This window comes from Aliidiomarina shirensis (genome assembly GCF_003987345.1).
Taxonomy (GTDB): Bacteria; Pseudomonadota; Gammaproteobacteria; order Enterobacterales; family Alteromonadaceae; genus Aliidiomarina; species Aliidiomarina shirensis.
The window spans coordinates 119,985-142,224 of record NZ_PIPP01000005.1; the positions used below are offsets into that span (position 1 = coordinate 119,985).

The window sequence follows — 22,240 nt, forward strand, 5'->3', positions numbered from 1 at the left end:
ATGCGCATGCTAGCGACGCCAGTTGTGGAATCGCTCGACCCAGCGCAATGCACCTTCAGGTGCATTCGCGCGCCGCCAATTTCCAGCCACATATTTATTAGCCTCACTCATGGTGGGGTAAATGTGGATCGTGCCCAAAATTTTATTCAAACCAATTTTGTATTTCATTGCTAATACAAACTCGGCAATTAAATCGCCGGCCCGTGGCCCCGCAATTGTGACTCCGAGAATCGTATCTTTTCCTGGTTTAGTGAGCACTTTCACGAAACCATAAGCCTGGTTATCGGCAATGGCACGATCAAGATCATCAATGCCATAACGAGTGATTTCGTAATCTACACCAGCAGCGCGGGCCATTTGTTCATTCATACCCACAGTGGCAATTTCAGGTTGGGTGAATGTCGCCCACGGAATCACTCGATAATCGGCCTTGAACCTTTTCAACGGTGCAAATAATGCGTTTACGCTGGCGTACCAAGCTTGATGTGATGCCGTATGGGTAAATTGATACGGCCCGGTAACATCACCAGCCGCATATATGGTAGGTACACTCGTTTGCATGAACTCATTGCTGGGTAATATATGCGTAGTTTCAATACCAAGCTCTTCCAGCCCAAATCCTTTTAAGTTTGCCTGTCGGCCTACCGCTACAAGCACAGCATCAAATTCAACTTCGTCATGGCCAACCGCTTTACCATCCGCATCCACTATTTCCAGTTGCGCTGTGCCTGTAGATTGATTACCTGTAAAGCCAGTAACCCGATGCTGCAAACGCAAATCGACACCTTCTGCTTGCATGTGTTCAGCAAGTAACTCCGAAACTTCCGGGTCTTCTTTAGTGAGTAATCGCTCGGCCATTTCCACTTGCACTACCGCACTACCAAGTTGTTGGAATGCCTGCGCTAATTCACAACCAATCGGCCCGCCGCCCATGACTAACAAACGTTTCGGTAGCTTTTTCAACTGCCAAAGTGAATCGCTGGTTAACATATGCACTTGATCAATACCCGGTATTTGCGGAACCAACGGCTTACCGCCTGTAGCAACAATAATGGCTTTAGTGGTGAGCGTTTGTTTACCGGACTCGGTTTCTATTTCCACTTCCCAAGGCGAAGTAATGCGGGCATATCCGGAAACTACATCAACACCAAGCTCGGTGTAACGTTCAATAGAATCATGTGGCTCGATGGTTTTTATTACCTGCTGCACATGCGCCATAACCTCGGAAAAGTTCACTTCAGTGGATACTGCTGGTAAACCCATACCGGCGGTATTCCGTTGCTTCACTTGCCGTGCAACATTAATTAATGCCTTTGAAGGTACACATCCAGTATTGAGGCAATCGCCCCCCATTGCGTTCGCTTCCACCAATGTTACTTTCGCTTTCGTAGCCGCTGCGATATAAGCGGAAACCAACCCAGCCGAACCGGCACCAATCACCACTAAATTACGATCAAAATGCTTTGGTTTTTGCCAACCTTTTAAGGCTCGGCGGCTCTCCAAAAAACCTAAGATGGCTTTGGCAATTAATGGGAATATCCCGAGTAATGTGAAAGAAAGCAGTAATCGGGTAGAGAAGATGTCGGCGGTGCTCTCAATACTCGCCAACTGCGTGCCCGCGTTTACATAAACAGCAGTGCCTGCAAGCATGCCCACTTGCGATACCCAATAGAAGGTGAATGCTTTTATTTTTGTAAGCGACATGGCCAAGTTCACTACAAAAAATGGGAACAGCGGAACCAAGCGCAGTGTTAGTAGGTAGAACGCGCCGTCTTTGCGAAAACGTTCATTAAATTTGTGTAGTCGATCGCTGAACTTGTTTTGCACCCAATCATGGAGGAAAAAACGCGCGATTAAGAACGCCAAAGTAGCACCAAGTGTTGAGGCAAACGATGCAATAAGCAAACCCCAACCAAAGCCAAATATCGCCCCTACGCTCAAGGTCATGATGGTGGCGCCGGGCAACGATAGAGCAGTAACCGTGATATACACAGCAAAACAGATCGCTACGAGCGTTAGGAAGTTCTCTTCGCGGAATGCTACCAGCGTTTGTTGTTGCTCTCTTAACTCAGCAAGAGATAGATATTGGCCTAAATCGAGCGCGTAAAATGCGCCAATGACACCGGCGATAATGAGAAGAAGCAGAATCCGTGTGAGGATTTTAGCATTGCCGTTCATGAGTTTTCCTTGCTGTTAGCTTTCATTTTTTCCGTATCGCTTCCCTTCACAGCGGCTATTTCTGAACGCGAACTAGGTGCAGTGTTTGAAAGCGGTTGTAGTAATAGAGCATGTAGGCGATTACGCGCAGGTTCACGAAATTCATGAAGCCCCAACACCATACCCCGATGCCCATCTTTTGGATCAGAGCGATACGTTTTAAATAGCTTATCCCACCAAGGTAAATTAAACCCGAAATTACTGTTGGTTTCTTCCTTGTGCCAAGAATGATGAATTCGGTGCATGTCGGGTGTAACAAGAAACCAGCGCAATACATCATCTGCTTTTTGCGGAAGTCGAATATTGCTGTGGTTAAACAGAGAAGTGCCATTCAGTAACACTTCAAAAAGCAGTACGGCCACTGCTGGCGCGCCAAATATTACCACCACACCCATCTTAATCAGCATGGAAAGCAACATTTCCAAGGGATGAAAACGCACCGCGGTAGTAACATCAACGTCGACATCACTATGATGCATACGATGTAACCGCCATAGCCAAGGCACGTGATGAAAGCTCAAATGCTGCAACCAAATTGCGAAATCCAATATCAAAATAGCCACGAGAACATGCAACCAAGCGGGTAAATTTGGAATTAAATAAAGCAATCCAAACTGTACCTCGGCAGCCCACAGTGCTGCACCAATCGCCGCCGTTGGAAAGACTAAACGCAACGCAATCGAATCGATGATAATAATACCACTGTTACTCATCCAGCGTTCACGGCGCGTGCGCTCACGTTCACGTTTTGGGGCGAGGCCTTCCCACGAAAGGAATAGCGCTAACAAGCCAAGAAAAGCGCTTAAACGCAGCCAAACTTCATATGCTAGTAAGGTTTCCATGAAATTCTTTTCCCATACGATGAACTATCATGATACACAGATACGTAATCTTTGCCTGAACATATTCATTTGCTGAAAACTTTTCGAGCAACCGGGGTGTTTAAGGCTATCATTAGAGAACACTTTTCGAATTGCTTAGCTCATCTAATAATAAGAGGAAAAATTTATGAAAAAGTTACTCTGCTGGGTTGCCGGCCTTAGCGGCTTTCTAGCCCTGTTCATGTTATTTATTTCTGGGCCACTTTATCGCTTCGAAATCCTTGGGCTTGGCAATGCATTTTTACTTATGCGCTGGGCGGCTTATGTAGGCGTTGCCGCAATAGTGTTAGTGTTGTTAGCGCTGATTATTCTGCGCCCCAGCTCGAACAAGCACCGCGTAGTGCTAGGCCTCTCACTGATTCTCGGTTTTGTTTCATTTTACATGCCTTACAACCAACTCCAAACGGCTCGCAGCGTTCCGGCCATTCACGATATCACCACCGATACTGTGAACCCACCGGAGTTTGTAGATGTAGCGCCCCTGCGTGCCGATGCGCCAAACCCAGTAGAATACTCAGGACCAGACGTAGCGCGCCAGCAGCTAGATGCATACCCTGATCTTCAAACCATGCGCTTTACTGAAGAACCTGCCAATGTATTCGCAGCTGCTTTAGCCGTAGTAGAAAATAGTGGCTGGGATTTAGTAGCCGCTGAAGCGAATGATGGCCGCATTGAAGCAACAGTAACCACCACTTGGTTCGGCTTTAAAGACGATGTGGTAATTCGCATTCAAAGTGATGGCGGCGAAACCTTACTCGATATGCGCAGTAAATCACGCTTAGGTGGAAGTGATGTAGGCGCTAACGCAGCGCGCATCCGCGATTTCCGCGATGAGTTAGCGCAACGCTTACGCTAGTTACGCAAAAGAATGCTCGGTTTACAGTATTCAGCTTAACGTGGAGAAGCGAGCAGGGTTCCCTGCTCGCACTTTCACAACCTTAGCAACGGCGCTTTTGCAGCCGACGCTGTAAGGTTCTACGGTGCATCTTTAGCGCCCGTGCTGTGGCTGAAATATTACCATCGTGCTCTTGCAAAGCACGCTGAATCATTTCCCATTCCAAAGTATCCACGCCAACGGGTTCATCGCTAAGCTCAGGCGCCTCTTCTTCGCCAGCTATAGCTTTCAGTAGTATGCTCATTTCAATAGGCTTGGTAAGGTAATCAACCGCACCATTCTTAATAGCATGCACTGTGGTAGCAATACTCGCATACCCGGTAAGGATAATAATGCGGGCCTGCGGCCATTTTTTTTGTAACGCATCTAAATGCTTCAGCCCCGATTCTCCCTGCAAGTTCAAATCGAGAAGAATCACCTCAAACACTTCGTTTGCGTGATGGCTAAACGCATCACTAGCCACTGAACAATGGAATGCCTGCCACCCGTGATGTTCCAGCCTACGGACCATAACGCGAGCAAATGCTTCGTCGTCATCGATCATTAATAAACGCATATCAACTATCTCGCATTTGATAAAGCGGAATGCGAACTTCTTGCACCACCAAATTTTGGGTTTGCAAACGCACCGCTAATGAGCCAGAAAACCGCTCTAACGTAGCATGGCTCAACAGCATGCCAATGCCAAAACCACTCTCGCTTTGTGCACGCCTAACACCTAATCTTTCAAGGCTTTCCTCGGTCATTGATTGATTTGGGTTTTCAATTCGCAGCAACCAACTTCCGTGCTCACAGGAAGAATGAACACTAACTTTTCCGGAGCCTATCAGCTCCACTTCACGCGCGGCGTTCCGAATTAAATTCAAAATAGCCGGGAGAAGCGCATGATCCGCTTCTATACTCGCACCACTCTCACCCTCACTGACAAACTCAATCGATACGGAAGCATGCGCTATAGTAAGTTGTTCTTGCAGTTCAACGAGTAATTCATCAACACAAAATTCCCGCATTTCGTTGTTATCAAGCGAGTGCGTTACCGAGCGAAGATCTTTGAGCAGCAACTTCACCCGCTCGAGCGGTTCGGCCATCTCACGAAGTACCGGGTGATTAGGGAACTCCTCTCGTAACTCTTCGTGCAGTAAACTCACCGTAGCCAGCGGTGTGGCAAGCTCGTGAGTATATTGTGCAGAAGCGGTAGCAACCGCCAAAATCTGCTCTTGCCGTAACTGATCTTCACGTAATTTCTGCAACTTTGCTTGGCTATTTTCAAGCCGCTTTCGCACTATTCGAATCATGGTGGCTAGAAGTGTTGCCGCCACAAAGAACGTAAATGACATTGCTGAATAATGCTCAACAAGCGCATTGTCCGCAGAGCTACTGTGTTGCATATTCCAAAGAAATAATGCTTGAGCAATGAAGGTAATAAGTAAAATAACCCAAGCTCTTGGGGCTGAGAGCATTAGAAACGCAATCGCGATAGGTAGTAAAAGGAAGGAATTTGCTGGATTCATCGCGCCGCCAGAAAGTGCTAATGCGCAAACCCACAAAATAACAATCACGAAAATTTGGAAGAACCCCAGCGCCTCAGATTTCCGCTCGCGCAATAACCAAGTTACTGCTCCAGCAGTTGCGCTCAACAACCCTAGCACCAACCAAACAACGAGCAAATTAAACTCTTGCCGGGTAAATTGAAGTAAGGCCATTACCGTAAAAATAATCGCTGACGCGCTATACAGAGCGCGAATAAACCATGAGGTAGAGGCAACTACACGTTGCATAATAATCCTTTAACTTTCATTGTTTTGTGCAGCCCTGAGAGAACGCTGTAAATCACATAACCAAAAAAATAATACCTAAACAATAGCCTACTGAACAACCTTCCACAACGAATCTATACGAGTACCTGATGTTCGATAGCGCACCGAACTGCCAGCGCAATGGCATTAATGTAATCACTTGGTTAACGATCACAAAGAAGGAAAGCGTTATGTCAGAAGTTAATTCAGTAACTAATCCCGCCAGAGCGCATCAGGTTCCGGCAGAAATTAATGGCGCGCCCAGTTATGGCAGCGCTGTGTCTTGGGCGGCAATTCTTGCCGGTGCTGCAGGTGCTGCTGCCCTTTCGCTCATTCTCGTTATTTTGGGAGCCGGATTTGGTTTTACCGCTGTTTCCCCGTGGAGCATGGAAGGCTTAAGTGTAGCGACAATCGGGTTTTCTGCGATTTTATGGATAAGCTTTACGCAAATCGCGGCATCCGGCTTAGGTGGCTATCTAGCCGGCCGATTACGCACCAAATGGGCATCCGTGCATACCGATGAGGTGTATTTTCGGGATACCGCACACGGCTTTCTAACTTGGGCCGTTGCAACCTTACTAACGGCAGCGCTGCTCACTACAACCGTAGGTGCTGTTGTAAGTGGTACAGCTAGTGCAGGCGGGCAAGTCGTGAGTAGTGTCGCGGGTACAGCCACTAGCATGGTTGCAAACAACAGCAGTAGTGATGAGGGAAACAACACCATCGAATACTTTGTTGATTCAATGTTCCGCGGTGGTTCAGAGCAACAAGCGACTGAAGCACCCGAAACGCCACCTGGTGAGGCCCTTAGAATCGTTATGCGAGCGTTACGCACTGGTACATTGGAGCAGCAAGACACGCGCTATATTGCCCAACTCGTTGCGCAGCGCACCGACATAAGTCAACAAGCTGCCGAGGAGCGTGTTAATTCAGGGTTTAACCAATTGCAAACAGCACTTGAAGACGCAGAAATCAGCGCTCGTGAAATGGCTGATGAAGCACGGGCCGCAGCAGCGTATGCAGCTCTTTGGATGTTTGTGTCCCTATTGCTGGGTGCATTCGCTGCGAGCTTAGCGGCTGTTTATGGCGGCCGTCAGCGCGATGTTTAACGCACACTCAATACACTAAAAGGAACATATTATGCGTTCAATATTATTGTTTTTTCTCGGGATTCCTATTCCGATCATTATCATAATTGCATTGCTTTTATAGAACGCAATTAAGATTTCACTAAGTGCATAATGCACAGAGAAAGGCAGTACGCCCCTGAGCGTGCTGCCTTGCAGTGTTCGAATGGGCACGAGGAGAACGTCATGAGAAAGACCCCATACAAAAAGCAGCAAATGCATGAACTATTGTTTCAAGCGATCGAAACTGAACGCGGCGGAATCAAGATCTACGAAACTGCCCTGACATGCGCTCAAAACAAAGATTTAAAGATTGAATGGCAGGAATACTTAGAACAAACGCTCAACCATGAGCAAGAGCTTCTCAAGGTCTTCACGGAGCTGGGATTAGACCCAGATACGCAAACACCAGGCCGCGATGTAACAGCACATATTGGTCAATCTTTGGTTAAGGCAATGGAACTTGCGAAACAACAATGTACTGCCGAAGCTGCGCAATTGGTTGCAGCCGAATGTGTGGTGTTGGCTGAAACTAAAGATCATCAGAATTGGGAGCTAATTGAGCATGTAGCAATGCATGGTCAGGGAGGAGCGATTAACCTACTTAAAGCAGCTTCCGACGCGATAGGCGAAGAGGAAGACCATCACCTCTACCATACCAAAGGGTTCCTGCGGGAATTATGGCTAGAGTCTCTGGGCTTACCAGCTGTTCTGCCGCCACCAGAGGAAGTAAAAACGGTTGAAACAGCCATCGGTGCAGCAAGAGCCGAAACTGCCCGCGATAACATGCTGAAATAAGTGAATCCATCTGAGTATTTATACTCGGTTCTTATATTAGCAGCACAATAGAAAACGGCAGAGGATTTCGCCTCTGCCGTTTATTTACTCAAACACGAATAGTTTGCCAATTCTTAGTTACGGCTGGCAAACTCAGGCGCTGATTTCAGAGCATCACGAGTTACATTCGCTCGTAATTCCTGATCGTCCGCAGTACCAGATCGGGTTACATTACCCCAACCAATAGCAACATCCTTTTGCCCAATACCTAAAAATCCACCAACACTGACAACAATAGCCACTACTTGGCCATTACTATCAATCACGAGATCATCAACCGAGCCGATGCTTTCGTCATCGTTAGTTTCAACATCCATACCTATCAGATTGCTAGCATGAGAACCATTATGAGGTACTGCTGCAATGTGCCCGCGGCTCTGCATTTGGGCACGCCGCTGATCATTATGATCGCGTTGAGTGTTGCGAGTAGTGCTTAGTTCATCAACGGTAACAAACTCAGGAGCGGCCTTCAGAGCATCACGCGTTAAATTAACCCGTAATTTCAACTCATCCGCAGCGCCTGTTCTGGTTACATCATCCCAACCAATGGCTATATCTTTCTCGCCCATTCCTAGGAAACCACCAACACCAACGATAACCGCCACAACCTTGCCGCTACCATCAAGAATCAGATCATCCACTGAGCCGATGTCATCATCGCTATTGGTATATACCGTAGTACCCATTAAGTTGCTGGCATGCATGCCATTCTGAGGTACTGAATCAAGGTAGCTTCGGGCTTGTGTACGAGATTGATCGCGTTGATTCCGTTGGCGCTCACGATCAGCCTTTGGATTAGCGTCTTGGCCGATTTGCGTGCCTTGTTGTAAACGGCCACTATCTAGGTCACCGGAGTACTGAGCCAGAACAGAACCTGCACCCAGAGTAAGCGCTGGTGTAACCAACGCATAAAAAGCAAACGTATGTAACTTGTTCATATGAATCTCCTTTGAATCAGGTTTGCTAACCGAACAAGATGTTCGAATTAACATATTCATCCTTGAGTTCCTTCGCCATCAGGGAATGGAATTAAGGATGAGATTTCAAAGTACGCTCAGTGATTAAACGAGTCGGTGCGTTGGCGCACTTAGCTTTCCCGAAATAGATGCTAATGCCTTATATACCGCGGTTCTCAGCATAAGGCCTTTACGAGTTCTTTATCGAAGGAGACGGTTAATATCTACTCGCTGAGTGTTTTTATGCTAGGGCGTTCCTTGTTCAGTTAGTAACCGGCGCGCAGAATCTGGGGTAGGTTTACCGAGTAAGCGCTGGTACTCATCGATGGCACTTTGATAGCACTCACAGCTAGCCCGTTTCAAAGCAGTTCTATCGGTGATACTTATCTTTCCTCTACTATATTGAATTAACTCGTGTTGCTGCATCAGCCCCGCCGCAACCGTTACACCACTTCGGCGAACGCCCAACATATCGGCAAGAAATTGATGTGTTAAGTGAAACTCGTTGCTATGAGCGCGATCTTGGCTCATCAATAACCAACGAGCTAACCGTTGATCGATCTCATGGAAATGTGCGCATGCGGCACTTTGTGATAACTGCACCATCAAAACAAATAAGTATTGGCTCAATATCTTTCGCAAGTGAGGGCAGTGACGAAGCAACTGCTGCAACTCGCCAACGTCTATACGCCAAGCCGTTCCTTTTCCTTGCACAACAGCCTGCATTGGCACATTAGATAAACCCAAAACCATGGTTACACCCAACATTCCTTCATTGCCAATAACGCACATTTCCAACGGTTTATGGCCAGACAACTTGGTTACCAAAGAAATAAAACCACTCATCGGAAAGTACAGGTGGCGGTATTCTTGGTTATGCTCACAAAGTACAATGCCAAACTGTAATTCAACCACCTCACAGTGGCGCAGTAACAACAAGCGTTCCTGCGCAGGTAGTAATTCAATTAGGTGATTTGTAATCGTTGATTCTGCATGAGTAGACACAAAAGTGGCCTTTAGCACAAGCTATACCAGCATGGCGCAAGGCAGGTGCTATGCTACCTTGAATCGCAAGTATGCTGAGATAATTATTTGGGTTCTGTGCGCTATGCAACGCATATCTTAGAGATAATGCATTGATAAAGTTTTATTTTTTGTGTGGGCAATATGGGAGTAAGCGATCTGTTTCAGATTTCACAACGCTGTAACACTCACAGCAAATACTCTCTAGCTTGGCTCTATCGGTTACCTCAATATGGCCTCGGCTATAATCTATCACGCCTTTTACATGCAAGCGTCCAGCCGCTTCGGTAACGCCTTCGCGCCGCACTCCCAGCATATTGGCGATAAGCTCTTGGGTCATAACGAGATGGTTACCTTCCAACCGGTCTAGGGATAAAAGTAACCAACGGCAGAGTTGCTGCTCGATACTGTGATGCCGATTACAAACGGCGGTTTGTGCCATTTGAGTAATCAGTGCTTGAGCATAGCGCAATGTTAAATCTAATAAATCACTATGCCGGTTAAACTCAGTTTTCATTCGCGAACCAATAATACGATAAGCATAACCAGCACTTTGTACGATACCTCTGCTAGTTGTACTTTCGCCGCCCATCATCAACGACATACCAACAAAGCCATCATTGCCAACGACAGATATTTCAGCTTGCGAGCCGTTTTCCATCACATACAACAAAGACACGATACAATCGGTAGGGAAATATACATGTCGCATCACCTCACCAGCTTCATATAACACTGCCCCTAAAGGCATCTCCACTAATTCCATATGCGGAATTACACGCTGCTGGATTTCCGCCGGCAGTGCATTTAAGAAATTATTCCGTGTTGGCTCTTGATCCTTGAGAGTAGAATTATCCACTCTTGAAACTTGGGGCATGGATATTTCCTTATAAATTAAAAGCGAAGCATAAGTATAGTTCACACCTACGCCCACTCCGTACGCTACCGAACATATAAATTCCATTACATAAGTACACTCTTCCGGTTCTGCGATAAATTCTGTATTAATTACAAGCGTATAGCAGATATTTAGGTAGCTAGGTGAGCTACGCTTTAATGCGACTTTACTGCGACTTTAATGAATCTTTACCTAAAGACCGGTTTCTTAGTGTGATAGCGCACCGAGCGCTGACGAAGTGAGCGCTATGCTTCGAGCTGAACTTGCGTCAACACTTCCGTTCGATAGCAAGTATTTTCGCTAGGAGCTGAATATGAACTATGAAAAACGCGATACAATGGGCATTTACAAGGAAAACCTTAGTGGACCTGGCCCACATCTAATGGGCGCAGACACTTTGATCGGTAATGATGTCTATAACCATAAAGATGACAAGCTCGGTGATATTAAAGAAATCATGTTAGATGTCACCAATGGTCAAGTAAGCTATGCCGTACTCTCATACGGAACATTTCTTGGTTTAGGCGAAAAGCTATTTGCGGTGCCATGGAGCGCACTAACGCTGGATACCGAAAATAAGCGATTCGTTTTGAGTATAGAAAAGGACAACCTGAGTGATGCACCAGGTTTCGACAAGAAAAATTGGCCTAATATGGCTGATGAGAAGTGGAGCAAAGATATCAATAATTTCTATGCTTCCGCAAAAACTGGAAAGTTTCCTGGTTAATTTCATCTGCTATCTTGATAGAACCCGCTAACGTTAGCGGGTTTTTTATCAAGTGTGTTTGCTAACGCACATACACAAAGTAATTGCAGGCCTATACTCAGTATTCAATTGCACTAGACAGGTAGAACATTATGTTAGAAACAATCATTGTACTGCTAATCATTTTGTGGGCCCTTGGCCTTGTTTCGTCCTATACCATGGGCGGATTTATCCATATACTCCTTGTCGTCGCTTTGGTGGTTATCGTTGTACGCCTAGTCCGCGGTCGCGGAGTTTAAACAGAATCCCCAAGCTCGCATAGCAATAGAGCCGCGAGCTGATTTAATCCATCGAAGGATGTACCACGCCCATGGATGGGTATTTCCTATTTCCCCCCTACAAAGCCAATATCGACCAGACACAACCCTTCCAATCACTAAATCATCGCCTTGTCTAAATACTCCCAAATCGTTAAAACTGGCTACCCAATCCTGCTGTACCTAATTAATATCTTCTTTTTTCTAAACAAAAAGCACCGAAGTTCTCACCACACCTTTATTCGAAGTGACAAGGATAGAGATAAATATCTGCTTGAAATGCAGGTGAACTGAAGCATTTTTAAGCGTAAGATGGATGAAAAATAATAAATTGGAATTAAGCAGTTATGAGTAACAACAACCAGCAAAAACGCATTTTCATTACCGGCGGCGCCAGCGGCTTCGGCTTGGCTATTGCCCGTTTTTACGCCAAACAAGGGTGGCGAGTCGCGCTCGGCGATATTTCTGATGAGCACGCTAAAACCGCGCTGGCCGAATTAGAGCCGCATGCAGCGGAAGTTCGCTACTTCCATTGCGATGTTACCCGCGATGACGATTTACAAAAGGTTGCGGATACCTTAGCCGAGGCTTGGAAAGGCGTGGATGTAGTGGTAAATAATGCAGGTGTAGCTCAAGTAGGCGCTATTGATGATGTGAGCATGGCTGATTGGGAATGGATAACGCAAATTAATATGCTCGGCGTGGTTCGCGGCTGCCGCGTGTTCACACCGCTACTAAAAAAGCAGGGGCAAGGCCATATCGTGAATGTAGCTTCTATGGCCGGCTTGCTTGATTTACCCAATATGGCGGCCTATAACGCTACCAAAGCAGCCGTGGTCTCTATCTCTGAAACCTTAGAAAATGAGCTCGCCCCATTTAATATTGGGGTTTCCGTTGTGTGCCCTTCGTTTTTCCGCACCAACCTCGGTAACAGTATGCGCAGCACTGTGCCGGGAATGGAAAAAACTCTCGATAAATTAATGAGTAAAAGTGACCTATCGGCCGATGACATTGCCGCACAAGTAGCCGCCGCCGTGTCACAACGAAAATTCTATGTATTACCGCACGCTTTGGCTCGCCGCACTTGGCGCTTAAAGCGCTGGTTACCGCGTAGCCTTTACGCGAAGATGATTCAGAAGCAATCTGCAAAATTTGGAGGCCGTAAATGAGCGAAACGAAAGAAATGCAGCAGTTGTTGTCAGCGCAGCAAACGCATTTCAATGCCGCTCCCTATTGGTCGGCTGCCGAACGAATTGAGCGTTTAAACAAGTTAAAGGCTGCACTATTAAATCAGCAAGAAGCGCTGATTAACGCCATCAGCGAAGATTTTGGCCGCCGCTCTGCCGATGAAACGCGGTTAGCCGAACTGCTACCTTCGGTTGAGGGTATCAATTACGTGAACAAACGCATTCGGAAATGGTTGCGCCCTTCGCGCCGCAAAGTAGGGTTGGCGTTTCAACCAGCATCGGCTCGCGTGGAATATCAGCCGCTTGGCGTTGTGGGCATTATTGTGCCTTGGAATTACCCGTTATATTTGGCTATGGGCCCGTTAACCGCCGCAATCGCTGCTGGTAACCGCGCGATGATTAAAATGAGTGAATTTACGCCAGCCACAGCTGCAGCTTTCACCACTTTGCTTGCGGAAGTATTTCCGCCAGAAGAAGTATGCGTGATTACCGGTGAAGCCGAAGTTGCAGCGGAATTTTCTCGTTTACCTTTTGATCACATGCTCTTTACCGGTGGCACCAATATTGGCCGCCACGTAATGAAAGCGGCCGCCGAAAACTTAACACCAGTAACGCTCGAGCTTGGTGGCAAATCACCTGCGATTATTGGCAAAGCCGATACCAATATAGCGTCTGCCGCTGAGCGCATTGCGTTTGGTAAGGCGCTTAACGCAGGGCAAACCTGCGTTGCTCCCGATTATGTACTTTGCCCTGAAGATAAACTCAACACTGTGGTTGCCGAACTCACCCATGCGTTCACTAGCATGTATCCGAGTTTCAAAGAAAATGATGATTACAGCTGGATCATAAACGCAAAACAGTTCGATCGCCTACATGAAGTATTACAAGATGCCATTAGCCGCGGCGCCAACGTAACGCCCATTAATCCGAAAAATGAATCATTCTCCGGTACCCGCATTATTCCACCAACATTAATTACCGGCGCTAAAGCTGAAATGAAGGTGTTACAAGACGAAATTTTTGGTCCGGTACTGCCTATTATTACTTATCGTGAATTTAGTGAAGCACTGGAATACGTTCGCCAAGGCGATCGGCCACTTGCGTTATATTACTTTGGGGATGATCGTGCTGAGCGCGATCTCGTATTAAAAACAACACACTCCGGTGGCGTTTGTATTAACGATACCGTGTTTCATGTGGCCCAAGATGATCTCCCTTTCGGCGGTGTTGGCCCTTCGGGAATGGGGCACTATCATGGCCACGAAGGGTTTCTTACCTTCAGTAAAGCGCGAGCCGTATTACAAAAAGGTAAATTGAACAGCGCGAAATTTGTTTACCCTCCTTATGGCGGGAAGTTACTCAACATGATCTACAAACTGTTTATTCGCTAATGTTGTTTATAAGCCGTGATTACAAAGGTTAACGTTACCCATGCTCACAAATAAAAGTGATGAGAACCACATTGATAAAAGCCGCCGCGGCTTTTTGAAACTCAGTGGCCGGAGTGCCTTTGCACTCGCCGCTGTGGGCACAGTAGTAAGTGTTGTGGGGTATACTGGGTTTCGTTGGCAACAGCGTAGTAACGCTGAATCGGCACTGAATTTTTCCGTGCTTCGGCCACAAGATATAATGCTATTTGGCGCCTTATTGCCGGTAGTGCTTGGGCCTAACCCTACGTTTCGTAAACACCTTACTGAAACCTCCAATGATACCGGCTCATCGGTAGTAGAAAATACCTTACTTCAACTCGATAGCATGTTGGCGCACAGCAGCCCAGCTATGCAAAAGCAGATTCGCGATTTGGTTGATCTGCTTACTTTCTCGGCTACTCAAGGCTTTGTTTCTGGATATTGGGGTAATTGGCAGAATGCCAGCCTGGCGGATATCGAAACCTTTCTACAGCGCTGGCGGAACAGTAAAACTCAATTATTTCGCTTTGGCTATCAAGGTATATGCCAGCTGTGCCAAATGGCGTGGTATGGCCGCCCAGAATCATGGGCCGATATAGGTTACCCTGGCATACCTGCTTATCTGCGAGGTTCTCATGCCGGTTCCTGATATATTCCGTGAAGGCATGCAGCGCGGTTGGTTAGTGGTTGATGGTAGCCAACCGCTACCGCAACTACCGCCGCCAGATGTGATTATTATTGGCTCCGGTGCGGGCGGTGCAACCGCAGCGGAAATACTTAGTGAAGCGGGTTTACGGGTTTATATACTAGAGGAAGGCTCGTTAAAAACGTCCACCGACTTTCATAACGATGAACTCAAAGCTTACGCAGAGATGTATCAAGAAGGGGCACTGCGCACTTCAGCTGATGGTGGGGTGGCTATATTACAAGGCCGAACCGTAGGCGGCACGACCACGGTAAACTGGACAAGCAGCTTCCGCACACCGAGCTCAACTTTGGCGCAATGGCGCTCAGAATGGGGTGTTGATTACGCCACCGATGCCGAAATGGCGCCTTGGTTCGCACGCATGGAGCAACGCTTGAATGTTAGCCGCTGGCAAATGGCGCCCAATGCCAATAACGATGTAATTCGGAAAGGCTGTGAAGCATTGGATTGGAGCTGGGATATCATTCCGCGCAATGTTAAAGGCTGCTGGAACCTAGGTTATTGCGGCACGGGCTGTCCGGTGAATGCGAAACAATCTATGTTAGTAACTAGCCTGCCGGCAGCTTTGGAAAAAGGCGCGGTGTTAATTCATAGCTTGCGAGCAGTGAAACTTGATCACCACAAGGGCGAAGTGCTCGGGGTGCAATGCCAGGGTATGAACAGCACCCTAACCTCGGCTAACGGCCCCAAGGTAACTTTGCGCGCGCCCCGATTTATTCTCGCTGGTGGCGCGATAAACAACCCGGGGTTACTGTTGCGCTCGAAAGCACCCGACCCCCACAAACAACTCGGTAAGCGCACCTTTTTGCACCCTGTTTGCATGACATTAGCCACCTTCGACACACCCATTGATGGTTTTTACGGTGCACCCCAATCCGTGTATTCCGATCATTTCAACGAAGTACCCGCCGATAGCCAGCGCATGGGCTTCAAACTTGAGGTGCCCCCCATGCAGCCAAGTATTGTGGCGGCTCTCATGGGCGGTTTTGGCGAGCAGCACTATAACCGTATTCAAGATTTATCGAAAAGTAACCTAATGTTAGCGTTGATGCGCGATGGCTTTTTTCCCGATGATCCCGGTGGCAGTGTTAGCATACGCAGCAACGGCGATGCCGTGCTTGATTACCCCTTAACTGATCGGCTTTGGAATACAGTTGCCGAAGCTTATGTAAGAATGGCTGAGATTCAATTTGCCGCAGGCGCCAAAGAAGTAACACCTTTGCATGTGAATGGCTTAGCCACACACTCAATTGACACCTTTAAAGCGCAAACCCAAAAACAGATCGGGACGCAGGGGTTCGCTGGCAGATTACGCTATGAACCCATATCGGTTCGCCTTTCCAGTGCTCATGTAATGGGCGGTTGCGCGATGGGCGCCGATGCGCGGATGAGTGTAGTAGACACCCATGGACGACACCATCAATTACAGAATTTGAGCATAATGGACGGTTCTTTGTTCCCCACCAGTGTTGGTGCTAACCCACAGTTAAGTATTTATGCGTTGGCAGCACGCTTAGCCACTGCATTTGTGAATAAGTAAGGTTTTTATGGCGGCTGATCTAGAATCTCACGGCAGCATTTTGTTACCGGGTTTACGCAACGCTACCAAAAGTGTTCATCAGCAGATAGAGCGCCAACCTACCATGGCTAGGTTGATGGCGCATGATTTGCAACTGCACGAATATGCGCAGGTACTGTTAGGCTTCACATTATTTTTTCAAAAGTTAGAACCTGAAATTATTGCGCAGTTAAACGGCTACGCCGCGGAAAACACCGGCAATCAATCGAACTATACGTATACACCAAGATTACCGCTGTTGTCGGCTGATCTTGAAGTGGTGGAAGGTAAAATGGAACTCAGTATGGCAAATGGTGATTTGCCAAGTAGTATTCAACGCCGTTCGCCACAGTTGACCTCCGCGCCGCCTGGTATCGAAAACGTTGTTTGGCCAGCAATTACAAACCGTTGGCAACTACTCGCGGTTCTGTATGTATTAGAGGGCTCCAGCCAAGGTGGCGAAATTCTTTCACCGCGAGTTAGCCGCACGTTAGCGCTGAACGGAACTGGATGTAAATATTTTAATTTATCGGATAACGGCACGAATAGTTGGATACAATGGCAAGAGTGGTGTAAACAAGTAGAATGGCAGGAATCAAAAAGCGCAGTTAAGGCACATCAGGATTCAGTTTTTCTCACAGCAGAGCAAACCTTTATCGCAATAACTAAATGTATGGATATAGTTTCGGCATCATTTGAGAACCAATAGGCGGCTCGCTCCGTATATTTTTACGATTCATTGAAAGAAGGAATATTGCATGTCAGAGATCATGGCTTCAGATGAGTTACGTAATCTGATTGCAGCCTGTGAAGACGAGCCGATACATATTCCGCAAGCCATACAGCCGTTTGGTGCCATGCTAATTGTTGATAAACATACTCAGCAAATAGCCTATGCGAGCGCGAATAGTGCTGAATATTTTTCCATAGCTAACACCGAGATCCGCGATTTTTCCGATATTCAACAGGCCTCCATTGAGAACCTTTTACCTACCCATTTGATTACCGCTTTAGAAAGTGCCGCTCGTGAGAATGACCCGATCTGGATTGAAAACGATACCTTAAGTTTCCTCGGTTGGTTGCACGATGACTATTGGATTATTGAAGTAGAACGTTATCAATTACAGACAAGCAACTGGTTTGAGATTCAGTTCCAACGCGCATTTAAAAAACTTAGAAGTTGCACCACGCACCATGATTTAATCAATACGCTCACCCGATTAATCCAAGAGATATCAGGTTATGACCGGGTAATGATTTATCAATTCGACCCAGAATGGAACGGTAAAGTAATCGCTGAATCCGTGCGCCTTCCATTTACCAGTATGAATAACCATCATTTTCCAGCGAGCGATATTCCAGCGCAAGCGCGTGCAATGTACAGTATTAATCCAATTCGAGTGATTCCAGATGTGAATGCAGACCCAGAACCGTTGCACATCATCAATGCTCCGAAAAATACAGATCCGGTAAACCTTAGTACTGGCCTTCTCCGCGCAGTATCTCCTTTACACATGCAATATCTACGTAACTTCGGGGTTTCCGCTTCTACTTCTATCGGCATTTTTAACGAAGATCAGCTGTGGGGCCTTGTTGCCTGCCACCATAGTAAACCTTTAGCTATTGATCGACGCATTCGCAGGCTGTTAGTACGCACGGTTGAATTCGCTGCGGAACGGTTATGGTTAATTCACTCGCGGAACGTGGAGCGTTACATGGTAACGGTGCAAAATGCCCGTGAACAACTCTCCGCGAGCGCCGACAACAAGCACTCATCGCATGAGCTTGTATCTGAACACGCCGAAAGTTGGTGTAAACTATTCCGCTCTGATGGCATTAGCTATTTACATAATGGTGACATGACCACCTACGGCGAAACACCCGATGAATCAGTAATTAGCGCGATGGTTCAGTGGCTTGATAAAAACCATAGAACTAGCCTTTTCTGGCATAGCCACATGCTAATAGAAGACTTGCCCGGTATATTACCAGATGACTCGCGATTTGCCGGTTTACTAGCGGTACCTCTAAAATCAGATGAGCCATCACCTTCATACCTACTTTTATTCCGCCTTGGCCAAAACGAAGTTCGAACATGGGCCGGTAAGCCGGAAAAACATGCGGTGGAAACATCAACCGGAACTATGCTTGGGCCACGGAAATCGTTTGAAATATGGCGCGACGAAATCAGCGGGAAGAGCAGACCATGGCGAACTGCTCAGCTATATGCAGCGCGTGATATTGCTCGTGATTTGCTCATTGTTGCTGATTCAATGCAGCTCAACTTACTGAACGAACAACTTGCTGACGCAAATAAGAATCTGGAGAAATTAGCTAGCTTCGACGATTTAACGGGTATTTTTAACCGCCGTAGAATGGAAGAGCGATTAGAATCTGAAGTAAAAGCTGCGCAGCGCTACAACAAACGCTTTGGTATCTTGCTCTTCGATTTAGATAAATTTAAATCCATTAACGACACTTACGGCCATAATATTGGTGATCAGATCTTGGAACAGGTTTGTGCTGCTGTTACTGGTACACTTCGCGATACCGATAAATTTGGTCGATGGGGTGGTGAGGAGTTTTTAATTATTGCTCCTGAAACGGGTATGCCCGAGCTTATGTTGTTCGCGGAACGAGTTCGAGCCGCCGTTGAAAACATGAAACACGAAAACCTACCCGAGGTAACGATCAGTATCGGTGTTGCCGAGTTTAAAGGTGATAAACGTTGGGACGATATGATTGATCGCGCAGATAAGGCAATGTATCGAGCCAAAGAAAATGGCCGGAATCAGGCTTGTGCTTAGTGAAACAAATATAGCGCACTGACTAACAGTGCGCTATATCGCAATAACTTACCAGAGAACTGGCTTTGCCATTGCCAAGTGAAACACAATAGCTAACTGAACGAACGCCAAGATACCCGCCACAATTCGCGTGCGCTTTGGAAATTTTGGTTTAATGGCAAAAACACCCGCAATAATATAACCAATCAAAAATAATACTTTCAAAAGCAACCACGAGTGCTCAAGTACATTTAAGCCGGTAATCACTAATAACGAAATCGCCATCACCAATAGAATGGTATCGTTCACGTGCGGAATCCAACGCAGTGGCGTGCTACGCCAATTCGGTTTACCGAGCGCATCAAGGCCAAGGCGAATAATCAAAAACAGTCCTGTAAGGTAGGCTGCAAGCATGTGAATGCCCTTAACCGGTGCATAAAATTCCATGATATTGCTCTCTTTTTTGCTGTGGAGTGCATAAACTAAGGTGTTCATACTTGATGCGTTCTATCCTACCGGAATATTTACAATGTGCATTAATTATTCGCTGCTTTGTGGCAGATCAATGTTCGTAAATCGAAGAAAACTTATACTCCTCAGCATCGTTTTCAACACCACCTAATTTACAAGGTAAGCTTTACTATGGCTGAGATAACTTGGGATCCATCACTTATTGCCCGCTACAATATAAATGGGCCCCGGTATACCTCATACCCAACAGCACTGGCACTTACATCGCCTTTTGATCACAGCCATCTATTGCAAGCACTGGAAGCCAGCAATGATACGTTGAGTTTGTATATTCATCTGCCATTCTGCCATCAACTTTGTTATTACTGTGGCTGCAATAAAATAGTGACTCGGCATCAAAGCAAGGCTGATAGTTACCTAGATGCGCTTGAACAAGAAATGCAGCTGTATAAAACGCGACTAACTACGCGCACGATAGGCCACGTTCATCTTGGTGGTGGTACACCAACGTTTCTTACAGAAGCGCAGTTAAGCCGGTTGATGCAAATGCTTAATACGCATTTTGGCATTGTTCCCAGCGATACCCATGAAACCAGTATTGAAATCGATCCACGCAGCTGCTCATTGGCAAAACTAGAGCACCTGCGTAACTTGGGCTTTAATCGGGTTAGTTATGGCATTCAAGATTTTGATAACGATGTGCAAATTGCGATTAATCGAGTGCAAGACTATGAGATGGTAGCTGCGTTGATAAAACGTTCTCGTGAACTTGGCTTTGCCTCGATAAATCTTGACGTAATCTATGGCTTGCCGCACCAAAATCCCACAACATTTCAAGAATCGCTCGATAAGGTGGTAGCGCTCAATCCGGATCGAATTTCACTGTTCAGTTACGCGCATCTTCCGAGCCGATTTGCCGCGCAGCGAAAAATAAAAGACGCGACATTGCCAAACCCAGAGTTAAAGTTACAGCTGATGCAAATGGGCATTCAAACGTTTACTCAGGCGGGTTACCAATTCATTGGCATGGATCATTTTGCACGGCCCACCGATGAACTCGCTAAAGCCCAGCGTGCAGGTAAACTACAGCGAAATTTTCAAGGCTATACTACACACGGTTCTGGGGCATTATTGGGGTTAGGCAATTCATCAATTAGCCAAGTACACGGCGTGATTTGGCAAAACGAGAAAGCGCTAGCTGAATATTACGGTGCGTTGTCTGAAAATAAATTACCGGTTTGCAAAGGCGTGTTGCTCACCCACGATGATGAAATTCGTGCGAACCTAATTGCTGAGCTGATTTGCCATTTTCACCTCGATATCAATGCATTTGCACAAAAATGGCAGCTAAACTTTCACGATTATTTCGCAACGAGCCTGCCACGTTTGCAGAATTTTATTGCCGATGGCTTAGTAAACATAACCGATAAAGAAATACGAATCACCGATAATGGTAGGTTATGGGTGCGTAGTATCTGTAGCGCATTTGATGCGTATTTGGCCGATGGGCAACAATCTTATTCGAAGGTGGTTTGAATGCCCTTTGCTATCATTTTACGTAAAGGCTGAATATTCACATCTACGGTAACCGTTAACTCGTTGAGCGCGTTTGCTCGTTGCTTGCCGTCTGCGGGCGCTCGAAATAAATGCGGTGTCATGGCTAGAAGATTTTTAATTTCAGCTGCTGATTCGAGCGTAAGTGCATAATTCACAGAAAGCGGGGGCTGCACGTGGAAAAACTCGGGGTGTGGCTTCTCTGGCTTTTCGGGTTTTATATCGGGATAAATCACTTCTCTTAGTTCTCTTAGGTGTTTCTGCCCCGGATCTACCATGATAAGAAGACCTCCCGGCTTTAGAACACGTAAGAATTCTGGATAAACAGGAAAGCCAAAAACACATAGCACAACGTCCACTGAAGCATCTTGCACTGGAATTTGCGCATTACTGGCTACAAACCAACGTACCGTATTCTCTGCATCTACGCCTTGCTTTGCAGCAGAAAGTACCGCCCACTTTGAGATATCAAACCCAGCAACACTTAAATAATCGGTGCGCGCGCTCTCCACAAGCTCTCGAAGGTAATAGCCTTCGCCACAACCGGCATCAAGAACGCGTAAGGGATTTTTAGCAGATGTATTTTGCTGCTCTGCATACCGGAGTACTTCTTCCGCAATGCTCTTTGCCAGCGGTTGATAGAAACCGCTATTCAGGAATTCGCGCCGAGCAGATACCATCGCTTTGCTATCACCAGGATCTTTGGAACGTTTCTGCTGCACGGGTAAGAGGTTTAAATATCCCTGCTTCGCAACATCAAAACTGTGGCCGTTCGAGCAGCTCCACGATAAGCCGTGCTCGGAAGGATATAAGGCTTCACCCTCAATAGGGCATTGTAAGTGATTGAACGCAACGCTAGGCATAATTAAAGGCAACTTCTATCGGAAATTAACCGAATAGTAACGCCTATCGACGA

Annotated in this window: 21 protein-coding genes; 12 read left to right on the top strand and 9 right to left on the bottom strand. The window is 46.6% G+C overall.

Annotated elements, in window-relative coordinates; all coding sequences use genetic code 11:
- Positions 1-9 precede the first annotated feature (9 nt).
- On the bottom strand, positions 10-2,178 hold the full coding sequence (locus CWE13_RS10625) for an FAD-dependent oxidoreductase (protein ID WP_126808476.1): 2,169 nt from the start codon (positions 2,176-2,178) through the stop codon (positions 10-12).
- On the bottom strand, positions 2,175-3,059 hold the full coding sequence (locus CWE13_RS10630; RefSeq protein ID WP_126808478.1) for a sterol desaturase family protein: 885 nt from the start codon (positions 3,057-3,059) through the stop codon (positions 2,175-2,177). The genes CWE13_RS10625 and CWE13_RS10630 overlap by 4 nt, the downstream gene beginning before the upstream one ends.
- A gap of 166 nt (positions 3,060-3,225) precedes the next feature.
- Between CWE13_RS10630 and CWE13_RS10635 the strand changes: the two genes are divergently transcribed.
- Positions 3,226-3,954, top strand: a complete 729-nt coding sequence (locus tag CWE13_RS10635) for a DUF1499 domain-containing protein (protein WP_126808480.1) — start codon at positions 3,226-3,228, stop codon at positions 3,952-3,954.
- A gap of 82 nt (positions 3,955-4,036) precedes the next feature.
- Here the strand turns inward: CWE13_RS10635 and CWE13_RS10640 are convergent, their stop codons facing one another.
- A complete protein-coding gene (locus tag CWE13_RS10640) occupies positions 4,037-4,549 on the bottom strand; it encodes a response regulator transcription factor (protein WP_126808482.1) in 513 nt (170 codons plus the stop codon).
- Between the two features lies 1 nt (position 4,550).
- A complete protein-coding gene (locus CWE13_RS10645) occupies positions 4,551-5,771 on the bottom strand; it encodes a sensor histidine kinase (protein WP_126808484.1) in 1,221 nt (406 codons plus the stop codon).
- 209 nt (positions 5,772-5,980) lie between these two features.
- Between CWE13_RS10645 and CWE13_RS10650 the strand changes: the two genes are divergently transcribed.
- A complete protein-coding gene (locus CWE13_RS10650) occupies positions 5,981-6,898 on the top strand; it encodes a hypothetical protein (protein WP_126808485.1) in 918 nt (305 codons plus the stop codon).
- 204 nt (positions 6,899-7,102) lie between these two features.
- Entirely contained in the window at positions 7,103-7,714 is a 612-nt protein-coding gene (locus CWE13_RS10655; RefSeq protein ID WP_126808487.1) for a hypothetical protein, read from the top strand.
- A gap of 113 nt (positions 7,715-7,827) precedes the next feature.
- On the opposite strand, the gene CWE13_RS12575 is transcribed toward CWE13_RS10655, so the two are convergent.
- The 3 genes from CWE13_RS12575 to CWE13_RS10675 form a co-directional block, all read right to left on the bottom strand.
- Positions 7,828-8,691 carry a PRC-barrel domain-containing protein gene (locus CWE13_RS12575; RefSeq protein WP_198677951.1) on the bottom strand — a complete coding sequence of 288 codons (864 nt, stop codon included), beginning with the start codon at positions 8,689-8,691 and terminating at the stop codon, positions 7,828-7,830.
- Between the two features lie 264 nt (positions 8,692-8,955).
- Positions 8,956-9,714 (bottom strand): Crp/Fnr family transcriptional regulator, encoded by a 759-nt coding sequence (locus CWE13_RS10670; RefSeq protein ID WP_126808489.1) that lies wholly within the window; start codon positions 9,712-9,714, stop codon positions 8,956-8,958.
- A 142-nt stretch (positions 9,715-9,856) separates the two neighbouring features.
- Complete coding sequence (locus CWE13_RS10675; protein ID WP_126808491.1) at positions 9,857-10,609, bottom strand: Crp/Fnr family transcriptional regulator; 753 nt, start codon at positions 10,607-10,609, stop codon at positions 9,857-9,859.
- 334 nt (positions 10,610-10,943) lie between these two features.
- Here CWE13_RS10675 and CWE13_RS10680 point away from each other — a divergent pair, with 334 nt between their 5' ends.
- From CWE13_RS10680 to CWE13_RS10715, 8 genes are all read left to right on the top strand, one after another.
- A complete protein-coding gene (locus tag CWE13_RS10680) occupies positions 10,944-11,357 on the top strand; it encodes a PRC-barrel domain-containing protein (RefSeq protein WP_126808493.1) in 414 nt (137 codons plus the stop codon).
- Between the two features lie 131 nt (positions 11,358-11,488).
- Positions 11,489-11,635 carry a lmo0937 family membrane protein gene (locus CWE13_RS10685; RefSeq protein ID WP_126808495.1) on the top strand — a complete coding sequence of 49 codons (147 nt, stop codon included), beginning with the start codon at positions 11,489-11,491 and terminating at the stop codon, positions 11,633-11,635.
- A 365-nt stretch (positions 11,636-12,000) separates the two neighbouring features.
- Positions 12,001-12,822, top strand: a complete 822-nt coding sequence (locus CWE13_RS10690; RefSeq protein ID WP_126808497.1) for an SDR family oxidoreductase — start codon at positions 12,001-12,003, stop codon at positions 12,820-12,822.
- The gene (locus CWE13_RS10695) at positions 12,819-14,231 is read left to right on the top strand and encodes a coniferyl aldehyde dehydrogenase (protein WP_126808499.1); all 1,413 of its coding nucleotides are present in this window, start codon (positions 12,819-12,821) and stop codon (positions 14,229-14,231) included. The genes CWE13_RS10690 and CWE13_RS10695 overlap by 4 nt, the downstream gene beginning before the upstream one ends.
- A gap of 40 nt (positions 14,232-14,271) precedes the next feature.
- Positions 14,272-14,898 (top strand): twin-arginine translocation pathway signal protein, encoded by a 627-nt coding sequence (locus CWE13_RS10700; protein WP_126808500.1) that lies wholly within the window; start codon positions 14,272-14,274, stop codon positions 14,896-14,898.
- Positions 14,885-16,495: a GMC family oxidoreductase gene (locus tag CWE13_RS10705; protein ID WP_126808502.1), complete on the top strand. Its 1,611-nt coding sequence runs from the start codon at positions 14,885-14,887 to the stop codon at positions 16,493-16,495. Before CWE13_RS10700 ends, CWE13_RS10705 begins: the two co-directional genes overlap by 14 nt.
- Positions 16,496-16,502: 7 nt before the next feature.
- Complete coding sequence (locus CWE13_RS10710) at positions 16,503-17,222, top strand: biliverdin-producing heme oxygenase (RefSeq protein WP_126808504.1); 720 nt, start codon at positions 16,503-16,505, stop codon at positions 17,220-17,222.
- Positions 17,223-17,271: 49 nt separating this feature from the next.
- Positions 17,272-19,320: a sensor domain-containing diguanylate cyclase gene (locus tag CWE13_RS10715; RefSeq protein ID WP_126808506.1), complete on the top strand. Its 2,049-nt coding sequence runs from the start codon at positions 17,272-17,274 to the stop codon at positions 19,318-19,320.
- A 48-nt stretch (positions 19,321-19,368) separates the two neighbouring features.
- Here CWE13_RS10715 and CWE13_RS10720 read toward each other — a convergent pair whose 3' ends face one another.
- On the bottom strand, positions 19,369-19,746 hold the full coding sequence (locus tag CWE13_RS10720; protein ID WP_126808508.1) for a SirB2 family protein: 378 nt from the start codon (positions 19,744-19,746) through the stop codon (positions 19,369-19,371).
- Between the two features lie 195 nt (positions 19,747-19,941).
- Here CWE13_RS10720 and hemN point away from each other — a divergent pair, with 195 nt between their 5' ends.
- Entirely contained in the window at positions 19,942-21,306 is a 1,365-nt protein-coding gene (hemN, locus tag CWE13_RS10725; RefSeq protein ID WP_126808510.1) for an oxygen-independent coproporphyrinogen III oxidase, read from the top strand.
- Here the strand turns inward: hemN and CWE13_RS10730 are convergent.
- Positions 21,288-22,187, bottom strand: a complete 900-nt coding sequence (locus tag CWE13_RS10730) for a putative RNA methyltransferase (protein WP_126808512.1) — start codon at positions 22,185-22,187, stop codon at positions 21,288-21,290. The two genes, hemN and CWE13_RS10730, sit on opposite strands and share 19 nt — an antisense overlap.
- Between the last annotated feature and the right edge of the window lie 53 nt (positions 22,188-22,240).